Below are 12,058 nucleotides of genomic sequence, written 5' to 3' on the forward strand. Positions count from 1 at the left end.
TTGTGCATAGTGTTTAATTTGATACGGTAAATTTGGCGGATTATTTTTATTTTGCCTATTGAAATACAGTCCGAAAAATGGTATAATTAACATTGTCTCAGTAGGATAGCTGTGCGTTGCAGCTATCGGGGCATACGAACCCGTGTATGCCTATTATCTGTATTATGCGGAGCTTTATTCGCTCACGCAAGTCAAGGAGGTGTAAAGAAATGCCAAATATTAAATCTGCAAAGAAGAGAGTTAAGGTTAATGCAACTAAGGCTGCTGCTAACAAGGCAAGAAAGTCTAACCTCAAGACAGTTCTCAAGAAGGCTGATATCGCTTGCACTACAGGTGCTGCTGACAAGGCAGAGGCTATCAAGGTAGCTATAAAGAGAGTTGATCAGGCTTGCGCTCATGGTCTTATGCACAAGAACAAGGCTGCAAGAAAGAAGGCTCAGCTCGCTAAGAAGCTCAATGCCGCTGAATAATTCAGTCTCTTTTATTTAAATATCCCCCTTGCGGACAACTCACGGTCTGCAAGGGCTTTTTATTTTGCCCGCATTGTCCGCCACTGGCGTACAAGCGTATTTACCAAAAATACAAATCGATGCGGCTATTATTTGGGGCATCTGTCAATTGATTTTATGGTGTTTTTGGAATATAATTGTATTTGTTACTAAAATCTCAATTCCGCTTTGCGGACTATCAATACTGAAGGAATGATGATAAATGAGTTATAAAGTAGTAAAATTCGGCGGAAGCTCCCTTGCTGATGCAAATCAGTTCAGAAAGGTAGCTGCTATAATAAAGTCGGATGACAAGCGCCGTTTTGTAGTGCCCTCTGCACCGGGAAAGCGCTTCTCCGATGATATCAAGGTAACCGATATGCTGTATAAGTGCTGCGAACTTGCAGGCAGCGGCGTTGATTTCACAGAGCAGCTCGCTCTCATCAAAGAACGCTATAACGGCATTATCAGCGACCTCGGCATGGATTTCTCACTCGAGGACGAGTTTGATACTATCGCTAAGGAGCTTAAGGCTCGTCCTGCAAAGGATTACGCTGCAAGCCGCGGCGAGTACCTTAACGGAAAGGTACTTGCAAATTACCTCGGCTTCAATTTCGTGGATGCCGCTGATGTTATCATATTCGATACAAAGGGTATCCTTCTTCTCGACGAGACTGTCAAGGCAGTACGCGAGAGAATAAAGGGACTTGACAACGCAGTTATCCCGGGATTCTACGGACGTACCACAGAAGGCTATATCAAGACTTTTTCAAGAGGCGGTTCGGACGTTACAGGCTCCATCATCGCAAATGCCGTAAGAGCTGAGATCTACGAGAACTGGACTGACGTTTCGGGATTCCTCGTAGCTGATCCGAGAATAGTTGAAAAGCCCGATGTTATCGAGACTATCACTTACCGCGAGCTTCGTGAGCTTGCTTACATGGGTGCTTCTGTTCTTCATGAGGACGCTATCTTCCCTGTTCGTTCAGCAGGTATACCGATAAATATCAGAAACACAAATGCTCCCGAGGATCCGGGTACTATGATAGTGTCAAATGATTACGATTTCAGCAAGGAGAGCCTTGCACATACTATCACAGGTATCGCAGGAAGAAAGGGCTTTAGCACTATAAATATCGAAAAGGCAATGATGAACAACGAAAAGGGCTTCTGCATGAAGGTCCTTAAGGTCCTCTATGATAACGACCTCTCATTCGAGCATATGCCTTCAGGTATCGACACTATGAGCATTACTCTCGACAGCGCTCAGCTCGAGCCTATCCGTGATAAGGTAGTCGCTGAGATACGCAAGGCTGTAGAGCCTGACCATATCGAGATCGAGGACGGTATAGCTACTATCGCTGTTGTGGGAAGAAGAATGAAGAATACCCGCGGTACTGTTGCACGTATCTTCGCTGCTATGGCTCATGCCCGTATAAATGTCAAGCTCATCGATCAGGGTTCAAGCGAGCTGAACGTTATAATCGGCGTAAGCGAAAGCGACTTTGCCGAGGCTATCCGCAGAATATACGATATGTTCATCAATTCCGAGAAGGAATAAAAAGAACGTCTTACAAGCGCTGTGTATACAGACAATTTAAAATGTATTATCGGGGGAAACCTTTCTGAGGAAGGTTTTCCCCGAACTCTTTTCCAAAGACTTTTTTTGTCATTTATGGGGAATATTGTTGTATTTTTTACTAAATAGTCTGCAATGAGTTTACCATTCTTTATGATAAATCAAGAAATTTTCCGGTCAAGTACCGGAAATTTGCAAAAGAGTTCAGGATGTGTTATAATATAATGTGTACTCAGTAACCGCCTTTGGGCGGTTACTGCCCCGAACTTTGTTCGGGGAGCGCAAATTCCCTGAAATATAAAGAATTTGCGCGTCACATTTCTTTATGTCAAGCTCATTTTGCCCGAAAGGGCAAAACAAAGTGCAAGAAAAAACTTTAATATCATTATTTTCTTGCACTTTGACAACTAAAAAACGGCTTTGGAAGCTATAATAAGCCATTTTTTAGTTGTTGAGCAGACATTAATATAAGTTATTAACTGTCAGGGATCGGTTACAGTTGCAGCTTGCGCACAGATTTATACTCTGCGCAAGTTCAAAGGATATCAAGGATGAATACTATTTCGGATCAGGAGATAAATATGGCTACAGAAACACTTCTAAAGTACAACAGCCCCGCAGAGGACTTCAATCAGGCTATACCAGTCGGAAACGGCCGTATCGGCGGCATGATCTTCGGAAATGCCGTGGATGAAGTCATCAGACTGAACGAGGATTCAATATGGTCAGGCGGCCTCAGGGACAGGATAAATCCCGATTCCGCCGAGGGACTTTCCGAAGTCCGCAGTCTGCTGAGAAGCGGAGATATCGCCAAAGCTGAAAAGATCGCCTTTGAAAAGCTTCAGGGTGTAACTCCTAACAGCCGACATTATATGCCTTTAGGCAATCTGCTTATCCACAGCAGTTTCAGCGGCAAGGCAAGAGAGTATTCACGTACACTTGACCTTTCCGATGCGGTTTCGGAGGTAAGCTTCACCGCTGACGGCGTAAGGTATACCCGTTCGGTATTCGTTTCCGCTCCCGATGATGTTATGGCAGTACATATAACCGCAGATAAGGAGGGCGCTGTGGATCTTACTGTCCGACTGGACGGCAGAGATGATTACTATGACGATAACCGTCCCTGCGGTGAGAATATGCTCATCTACACAGGCGGTACGGGAAGCAGCGACGGTATTTTCTTTGCGGCATGTCTTGGTGCAAAGAGCGTTGGCGGAACCTGCCGTACTCTCGGCGGAAAGATAGTCATAAGCGGTGCGGACGAGGCGCTGCTTCTGCTCTCTGTAAGAACCAGCTTCTACACAGAGAACTACCGTGAAGCTGCCGAAGTGGACGTTGAAATGGCTATGGACTGCGATTTTGGCGAACTGTATTACCGCCACGCAGAGGACTACCGTGAGCTCTTCGGACGTGTTGAACTGGAACTCTGTGAAAATGCCGACGAGGATATAAGCGGTCTTATGACGGATCAGCGTATAGCTCGACTTAAAGGTGACGAGCTGGACACTAAGGACTGCGCACGCCTTATACACGATAACAAGCTCATCGAGCTTTACTTCAACTTCGGAAGATACCTTATGATATCGGCAAGCCGTAACGGCACTCAGCCCATGAACCTTCAGGGTATATGGAACGAGACAATGTGGCCTGCATGGGGAAGCCGATTCGTACTTAATATAAATACAGAAATGAATTACTGGCCTGCGGAGATATGCAATCTTTCGGAATGTCATATGCCGCTGTTCGAGCTGCTTGAACGAATTGCCGCAAACGGCAGGAAGGCAGCCGAGGACATGTACGGTGTAAAAAGAGGATATGTATGTCACCACAATACCGATATATGGGGAGATCCTGCGCCGCAGGATACATGGATCCCCTCTACTCTGTGGCCTATGGGCGGAGCATGGCTCGCTCTGCATGTTTTCGAGCATTACGAGTATACCCTCGACAAGGAGTTCCTTGCTGAAAGGTATCACCTGCTGAAAGGCGCTGCGGAGTTCTGTGCGGACTTCCTTATTGAGGACGACAAGGGCAGACTTGTCACATCTCCCTCTGTATCGCCTGAAAATACATATATCACAAAGGACGGCGTAAGAGGATGCCTATGCGAAGGTCCCTCTATGGACAGCCAGATAATAACGGTCCTGTTCCGTGATACCATAAAGGCTGCGGAAATACTGGACTGCGACAGCGAGCTTCGTGAAGAGCTTTCCGCTAAGCTGGAGAAGATACCTCAGCCGCAGGTCGGAAGATATGGTCAGGTACAGGAGTGGCTGGAGGACGTGGATGAAGTGGATATCGGTCACAGACACATATCCCAGCTTTTCGCACTTCACCCTGCTGACCTTATAACTCCCGAAAAGACTCCGAAGCTGGCAAATGCGGCAAGAGCCACACTTGTCCGCAGACTTATTCACGGCGGCGGTCACACGGGATGGAGCTGTGCATGGATAACGAATATGTGGGCTCGTCTTTATGACGGAAGAATGGTCTATGAGAACCTTAAAAAGCTCCTCTCACATTCCACAAGTCCCAATATGCTCAATTGCTACCCGCCTTTCCAGATAGACGGAAACTTCGGCGGTACGAACGCTATTGCAGAGGCTCTTATGCAGTCCACAGGCGGAGAGATAAAACTTCTTCCTGCACTTCCCGATGAGTGGGAGAGCGGAAGTGTACGCGGTCTCAGGGCAAAGGGCGGATTCACGGTGGATATAGAGTGGCGCTTTGGAAAGCTCGTATCTGCTTCAATAACCTCGGAAAAGGGCGGAGAATGCAGACTCAGACCTAACTGCGTTGCAAGTATAATATGCCGCGGAGAAACTGTCGGCTCACGCATAGAGGACGGCGTTATAGTCTTCAATACCGCAGAAGGTGCGGTCTATACCGTAAAGCCGTAAGGCTCAGGAGGATAAATATGAAACTTAAAAAGCTGTTATGTGCCGCTGCGGCAGCAGTCATAGCCGTTTCGGGCATGACATCATGCAGCGGAAAAAAAGGAAAGAACGAGAAAAGTCTTTCCGATACTTCATCGGTATCGGATTCTGAGAAAGCTACCGAGAAAAAGGGAAAGGAAGATATTCAGGTCGAAACTTACCCCGATTATCCCGTATCCTTCCCCGAAATAGAGCAGAAGGACACAGGTGACCTCTACGAGGCGGAGAAAGCAAAGTTCAACGGAGACCTGCGAGTTGAGTCCCCTGAGCCTGAGACTCCGACTCATGCGGCGACCTCTGATGACAATGACTACGACAGTGAGGATACTACGGAAGCTGCTACTCAGGCAGTAAGGAAGCCTTACAGCGGCGAGGGATATGTTACGGGATTCAAGCCCGACGGAAGCACTTCCCTTACATTTACCGTGGATGCTCCGAGTAACCAGCACTACGACCTGTCATTCAGTATCGCTTCAAAGCGCATAGTGGACTGCCTTGTTACTGTAAACGGTGCGGAGGTAAGTACCTTCAAGACGATGAACGATAACGAGTTCACACTTATAACTCTTTACGGAGTGTTCCTTACAAAGGGCAAGTCCGAGATAGAGATACGTCCCGAAAACGGCGATATCAAGCTTGATTATCTGAGAATGTCCAATAATACATCGCTCAGTCAGATAGCATATGATGCGGACGATGCTCCATCAAACAAGGATGCAGGCGAAGAGGCAAAGAAGCTTCTCACCTTCTTTAATGACAACTTCGGAAAGTTCGTTATCACGGGACAGTATGCTTCCGATGAGGAAAACAAGGAGCTTGAACTGATATACCAGACTACGGGCAAATATCCCGTTATAAGATTCTCTGCGATACACAATGCGAATGCGTCCTTCGACAATACCTTCAAGGACATAGACGCCTGTGCGGACTGGTACAGAAAGGGCGGTATAGTGGGACTTATGTGGTTCTGGGAAGCGCCCTCGAAGAAGCCTTCCGTATACGCAAAGGACACTGATTTCGACATAACAAAGGCTGTTACCGATCAGAAGATAGCTGAGCTCACACAGGAGGAGCTCCGCGGTCTCTACGCCGAAAAGAAGATATCAAAAGAGTGCTACGGCATCATGCTTGACATCGATAATATGGCAGGTCAGCTCACTTCACTGAAAAACAAGGGCATACCTGTACTCTGGAGACCTCTCCACGAGGGTTACGGTGACTGGTTCTGGTGGGGAGCAGGCGGCGAGGATGCCTATAAATGGCTCTGGCAGCTTATGTACGACCGCTTTACCAAGTACTTCGAGCTTGATAACCTTATCTGGGTGTGGAACGGTCAGAGCGAGAGCACTCTCGTGGACAAGAAGACCTTCGATATTGCTTCTGTGGACATATACATGGGAAGCGACAAGGAGTACGGAAGCCGATATGAACAGTTCCTTGCACTTCAGAAGATAGTCGGCAAGAACAAGATAATCGGCCTCAGCGAGTGCAGTACCATACCCGATATTGACGAGGCTTACCGTGATAATTCACTGTGGTCCTTCTTCGGACTCTGGTACGGAAAGTATCTCTGCGATGAGAACGGCGAGCTTTCCGAGGAGTTCACTTCAAAGGACAAGCTGGTACGTGCATACAACTCCGACGGCGCTATAACTCTCGATGAGTACAAGAAGATAATGGACGGCGAGGAGCTTAAGCCTGCCGTAACAACAGTTGCTACCAAAAAGCCTGCCGAAACCACAACTACCGCAGTTGAAACAGGTGCTGAGGAAGCAGTACAGGATACCGAAACAGAAGCCGTTGCGGAATGAAAACGCACGGCTCGGAATAAACTATATAAACAAAACAGGGAGGTAATACATATGTCATTCAGAAAGATCGATATTTCAGAGCTCTGCTTCAATCCTTTTACCAAGATAGGAAAAGAGTGGATGCTCATTACAGGCGGAAATATGGACAAATACAACACCATGACCGCTTCATGGGGACAGCTCGGAGTAGCATGGGGCAAAAACGTGCTTACCTGCTATATCCGTCCCAACCGCTATACCTACGGCTTTGTGGAAGAGGAAGAGGAGTTCACCGCATCGTTTTTCGGTGAAGGATGCCGTGAGGCACTTGCTTTCTGCGGTTCACATTCGGGCAGAGACTGCGATAAGGCGAAGGAAGCGGGCATAACTCCTGCTGAGGTCGGCGGACTTGTTACATTCGAGGAAGCGGAAATGGTATTCACCTGCCGCAAGCTCTATGTTTACGACTGGCAGGAAAGCGGATTCGTTACAGATGACGGATTCCCTGCACAGTTCTTCGGAAAAGATCCCTATCACCGCGCTTACATCGCAGAGATAACAGGAGTTTACGTAAAAGAATAAACAAGAAAAGCCATAAAGAAGCATTGAAACTTCTTTATGGCTGTTTTTTATCGTATGACGGGATCAGTCCTCGTCGTCTTCGTCCGACTTTTTCTTCTTCTTTTTCTTAGCTGAGGGATCTTCGCTGAGTCCTGCGGCAGCAAGAGGGTTCTTTGCCTTGTCCTTGCCTGCGGCTTCGTTAGCGCGCTCCTTAGCGGAAACATTCTCTGCGATAGCCCAGCTCTTTATGCGTATCTTGTTGCGCTCTCCGCCTGTCTCAATAACAACTGTGTCTTCACCTGTGCGGACTACCATTCCTACGATACCGCCGTTTGTAACAACTTCGTCGCCTACCTGAATGCTGCTCTGAAGGTCCTTCATTTCCTGTTCTCTCTTCTTCTGCGGTCTTATGAGCATGAAGTAGAACAGAACTATCATAATAATGAAAGGTACAACGAATGTCATCATTGAGCCCTGCTGCTTATTAGCTGCATTGTCTGCGGCATCGCCTGCTTCTTCTGCAAAAGCGGTCATAGCAGCGAATGAAGCTGTATAAACTGCTGATATAGCGGCGATAAGGTATCTTGTGATTTTTTTCTTCATAATTATATCTCCTTACTTGCTTGGTCGTTGATCCATACAAAAGATATTATAACATATCATTTTCAAAAAAGCAATAGTAAGAGAGGACTTTTTTACGGTCTTATCGTCGCTTATTCGTATTTTTTCATCAATACGAGTTGTTTGCAGCAGATGATGCAATTACAGCAGCAGTTATAGCTGCATACATTGCGGCTTCCTGAGCGGCGATAATTGCCAGTGAAGAAGCGGATACGGCTGCCTGATTGTTAGTGCTGTCATCGTAAAGGTCGGCTGTGAGCATTGCTGCATGCATGAGTCTTGTCTTCTTGTCGTGACCTAATATGCCGTAGCCCTTCTGTTCTGCGAGAAGGCTGTCGATCTCAACAGCTGTGTCAACAAGTTCCTTTTCGTCGGCATCGATAACGGATAATGCTGCAAGTGAGGTAAGCTCGTAGGATTTGCCGAACTTGTGTCCCGAATTCTTGAACATATCGAACATATTGCAGAACCTTCCGACCTTTTCCTCGGAAGTTCCGTCAGCTATAGCGAGTATATGTGAAACTGTCTGAACAGCGTTCTTGTCGGAGAATTTCTTCCTGAGAAGGAGATAGCACTGCTCTGCTTCGTCTGCAAGCTGCTTATCGGCCTTTTCCGAGAATGCCATGAAGCCTGCCATGATACTGTCCTCGCTTGATGTGAGGATAGGGTGATCCTTCTTCATAAGATCGTAGATTCTGCGGCCTCTTGAAGCTATCTGCTCGGCTTCTTCGGGAGTTGTTCTCTCAGCAAGAAGAGTTGCCAGCATAGCGAGGTATTCCGAGCTATTGAAGTGCTTTTTGAGTATAGCGTACATATCCATTGTCTTCTCGAAATGAGCCTCGGGATCTTCCGAAACGCAGAGTTTAGAGGCAAATACCGGAAGAACATTTCCCTTGAGATATGAGCCGAAGCCTGCGTTTTTCTTTATGATGCTCCTGCACTGACGAAGCTTGTCTTCATCAGCTTTAACTCCTGCTGTACAGAATACATTTGCTGCAACGGGATATATATAAGAGTCTTCAAATTTTACTGCCTTTTTGATAGTTTCTCTGTTTTCGATGAAATCCATTGTGATCTGTTTTGCATTATTTTTCATAGTTATTACTCCTTTTTCTGAGGTTTATTTCGTTTCCATGATCATAGTATATCATATAGACGAAGAATTGTCCTGTTTTTAATATTACGGAATATTACAACTTTGAAATATTGCTTATCAGGTTCAGAGGAGTTTTTCTGTGAAAAATAAAAAGGACTGCACCCGAAGGTACAGTCCTGAAAGATACTAAGTAAAAATTACTTGATCTCGATTGTAGCGCCAGCCTCTTCGAACTTAGCCTTAAGCTCGTTAGCCTCTGCCTCTGAAACGCCTTCCTTGATAGCCTTAGGAGCAGACTCAACTACTTCCTTAGCTTCCTTAAGACCGAGACCGAGAACTTCCTTAGCAACCTTGATAACAGCCATCTTAGCGTCACCGAATGAAGCAAGGATTACGTCGAACTCTGTCTTAGCAGCAGCGCCGCCTGCAGCAGCACCGCCAGCAGCTGGAGCAGCAGCGATAGCAGCTGTTACGCCGAATTCTTCCTGGATAGCGTCTACGAGCTCTGAAAGCTCAAGAACGGAAAGAGTCTTGATATCTTCAACAAATTTAGTGATCTTCTCTGAAGCCATGATAATAATCTCCTTTTAATAGTATTTGCCGTTAAACGGCGATAGATCTTGTATTAAGCTGCGGACTGAAAAGTCCTGTAGATATGAAAGAAATCAGGCAGCTTCTTCTGATTTCTTGTCTGCAACAGCCTTGACAGTTGCAGCGAGCTTCTGAAGGGGACCCTGCAGAGAGCCAACGAGCTGAGCGAGCAGCACGTCCTTTGAAGGGATCTTGGAAAGAGCGATAACTCCTGCCTGATCATAGATCTCACCCTCAACGTAGCCAGCCTTAAGATTGAACTTATCGTCGCCAGCCTTCTCAGCGAACTTACCGAGGATTCTTGCGGGAGCTGTCTGATCGTCGTTTGAAAGAGCGATAGCAGTTGTACCGTTGAGTACATCGTCAAGACCTTCGATACCGCAGTTCTTGAAAGCACGGAGAAGCATTGTGTTCTTCTCTACGAAGTAGTTAACGCCAGCCTCACGGAGCTCTTTTCTGAGCTTAGTATCCTCTTCAACAGTGATACCCTTGTAATCAACGAGAACGCCTGAAACGGAATTCTTGATGAGGTCTGTGAGCTGTTCAACCTTAGCCTTCTTAGCTTCGAGTACAGCATTACTTGGCATGTGTGTATTCACCTCCGAATTGATCTTATCGTATCCGAAGAGCAAAAAAGTCCTTTGCCGACAGCGCGGAAAAGGACAATGATAACATAGATATATCACTTGCAATTCCTCGGCGGGACTTATGGTTAAAACCTGCCAGCTGTCTTTAGAATACGATACTGCTTATTTATCGCAGCTTATTGATTATATCACATCGTAAAGCGTTTGTCAAGTGGTATATGGAATTTTTTGAATATTTAGCTAAATAGCTTCTTTTATAGCGGCTTTTGCCTTTGTGACTATGGTCTTATCGTTATCGTATGAAAGAATATTTGCCGCATATGAGATATCTACCCAGCGTATCTCTGCTATCTCATCCTCCTGTGGGATGAAATTGACGTTTTTGGCTTTTGCAAGAAAGTAAACAACGACTTTTATGGTATCCTTTTTCGGACAGTATGTCACCGTCTCGCGGAAAGTCGGATCGATTATCACATCGATCGAGGTCTCTTCCATTATCTCACGTTTTGCAGTCTCAACTTCGGTTTCGCCTGATTCAACGTGTCCCTTCGGGAAGGACCAGTGACCGCTGTTTATATGCTTTATGAGGAGTATCTCGGTATTCCCGTGGAATTTCCTGTATACGATAGCTCCGCATGATTTTTCGTGAAGCATGCTCATTCCTTTCCTGCCGTCTTTCGGCGGCATAATGTGAGTACCTGTTGGATATCAAGCAGGTTCCTCGTTGTAGTTTCACAAATATTATATCATATTTTGTGGAATTTGTCTATAGTTCACATAGTAAAAAAATGGCGAATTTTATGACACATAATTTATCACGCGTTTTTATTGCTCCGCCAACTGACTCTTGATTTTTCTCCCTTGCCTTTCGCTGCCCGTCCTTCGCTATAATTCTTCGAGAGTAAATTGGCGGAACAATACTGTGATGAATTGATGAAAACAGCTGTCCTCCATTGTGAAAAAGTGATGAAATAACGCTTAATATATTGACTTTTTCGGTAAAATACTGTATACTTATATTTGCAGTTTATTCTGCATGATGTACAGATTAAAGGAGGATATAATTATGGCAGGACAGGGCATGGGTGAATACTGCGTTGATATCGTTATGTGTATCGATGCTACAGGCAGTATGGCTCCTATTCTGGATGAAGTTAAAAGAAACGCTATCTCATTCTATGAGAAATTCATCGAATCAATGGATGAAAATGATAAAGAGGTCGAAACCCTTCGTATAAAGGTCATCGCTTTCCGCGATTACGGTGTAGATCCCGAACCAATGGTAGAGTCTCAGTTCTTTAAGTTACCTGAGGATAACGATGCATTCCGTGCATTTGTCAACGGTATCGAGGCTAAGGGCGGCGGAGACATCCCCGAGAACGCTCTTGAGGCTATCGCTCTTGCACTTAAGTCCGACTGGACTACAGAGGGTTCCAAGAGACGTCACGTTGTACTGGTGTTCTCAGACGCTCCGGCACTTCCGCTCGGCGCTCGTGCAGGTTCCGCAGGATATCCTACAGGAATGCCTGCTGATATCGCTCAGCTCGGTGCTTGGTGGGAAGCTACAGACCAGACTCTCGGAAGCAACTATCAGGCTAAGGCAGGACGTCTTGTTGCCTTCGTTCCTAACGCAGAGCCTTGGACAGAGCTTCAGGCATGGAACAGATACTGGCCTGCATTCTCACCTGCAGGAACAGGTCTTCCCGATGTAGATATACAGTCTGCTATCGACCTTGTTGTAGGTTCATTCTGATCAGCGTATTTGACCGAGGCGGAGCTATTTCTGCTTCGGTCATAATTTGTTTAATA

The 12,058-nt window shown here is 46.1% G+C and carries 11 protein-coding genes and 1 other annotated feature; of the genes, 6 read left to right on the plus strand and 5 right to left on the minus strand.

Annotated elements, in window-relative coordinates:
- Positions 1-209: 209 nt before the first annotated feature.
- The 5 genes from rpsT to BT127_RS10580 all read left to right on the plus strand — a co-directional run bounded on the left by rpsT (position 210) and on the right by BT127_RS10580 (position 7,375).
- A complete protein-coding gene (rpsT, locus tag BT127_RS10560; RefSeq protein ID WP_075424961.1) occupies positions 210-470 on the plus strand; it encodes a 30S ribosomal protein S20 in 261 nt (86 codons plus the stop codon).
- A gap of 241 nt (positions 471-711) precedes the next feature.
- Positions 712-2,049 (plus strand): aspartate kinase, encoded by a 1,338-nt coding sequence (locus BT127_RS10565; protein WP_075424962.1) that lies wholly within the window; start codon positions 712-714, stop codon positions 2,047-2,049.
- A gap of 569 nt (positions 2,050-2,618) precedes the next feature.
- Entirely contained in the window at positions 2,619-4,967 is a 2,349-nt protein-coding gene (locus BT127_RS10570; RefSeq protein WP_318257224.1) for a glycoside hydrolase family 95 protein, read from the plus strand.
- 17 nt (positions 4,968-4,984) lie between these two features.
- The gene (locus BT127_RS10575) at positions 4,985-6,814 is read left to right on the plus strand and encodes a glycosyl hydrolase (protein ID WP_075424963.1); all 1,830 of its coding nucleotides are present in this window, start codon (positions 4,985-4,987) and stop codon (positions 6,812-6,814) included.
- Between the two features lie 51 nt (positions 6,815-6,865).
- A complete protein-coding gene (locus BT127_RS10580; RefSeq protein WP_075424964.1) occupies positions 6,866-7,375 on the plus strand; it encodes a flavin reductase in 510 nt (169 codons plus the stop codon).
- Between the two features lie 63 nt (positions 7,376-7,438).
- Here the strand turns inward: BT127_RS10580 and yajC are convergent, their stop codons facing one another.
- The 5 genes from yajC to BT127_RS10605 all read right to left on the minus strand — a co-directional run bounded on the left by yajC (position 7,439) and on the right by BT127_RS10605 (position 10,903).
- Entirely contained in the window at positions 7,439-7,957 is a 519-nt protein-coding gene (gene yajC, locus BT127_RS10585) for a preprotein translocase subunit YajC (protein WP_075424965.1), read from the minus strand.
- A 127-nt stretch (positions 7,958-8,084) separates the two neighbouring features.
- A complete protein-coding gene (locus BT127_RS10590; RefSeq protein ID WP_075424966.1) occupies positions 8,085-9,071 on the minus strand; it encodes a DUF4003 family protein in 987 nt (328 codons plus the stop codon).
- A gap of 197 nt (positions 9,072-9,268) precedes the next feature.
- Positions 9,269-9,643 carry a 50S ribosomal protein L7/L12 gene (gene rplL / locus BT127_RS10595; protein ID WP_075424967.1) on the minus strand — a complete coding sequence of 125 codons (375 nt, stop codon included), beginning with the start codon at positions 9,641-9,643 and terminating at the stop codon, positions 9,269-9,271.
- Positions 9,644-9,736: 93 nt separating this feature from the next.
- A complete protein-coding gene (gene rplJ / locus BT127_RS10600; protein ID WP_075424968.1) occupies positions 9,737-10,249 on the minus strand; it encodes a 50S ribosomal protein L10 in 513 nt (170 codons plus the stop codon).
- A 34-nt stretch (positions 10,250-10,283) separates the two neighbouring features.
- Positions 10,284-10,416 (minus strand) — a sequence feature (ribosomal protein L10 leader region).
- A 73-nt stretch (positions 10,417-10,489) separates the two neighbouring features.
- Positions 10,490-10,903, minus strand: coding sequence for a bis(5'-nucleosyl)-tetraphosphatase (locus tag BT127_RS10605; protein WP_075424969.1), 414 nt, complete (start codon positions 10,901-10,903; stop codon positions 10,490-10,492).
- Positions 10,904-11,315: 412 nt separating this feature from the next.
- Between BT127_RS10605 and BT127_RS10610 the strand changes: the two genes are divergently transcribed.
- The gene (locus tag BT127_RS10610) at positions 11,316-12,002 is read left to right on the plus strand and encodes a vWA domain-containing protein (protein ID WP_075424970.1); all 687 of its coding nucleotides are present in this window, start codon (positions 11,316-11,318) and stop codon (positions 12,000-12,002) included.
- The last annotated feature ends 56 nt before the right edge of the window (positions 12,003-12,058 follow it).

It is taken from the genome of Ruminococcus sp. XPD3002 (genome assembly GCA_900119535.1).
In the GTDB taxonomy this organism is placed as follows: Bacteria; Bacillota; Clostridia; order Oscillospirales; family Ruminococcaceae; genus Ruminococcus; species Ruminococcus flavefaciens_H.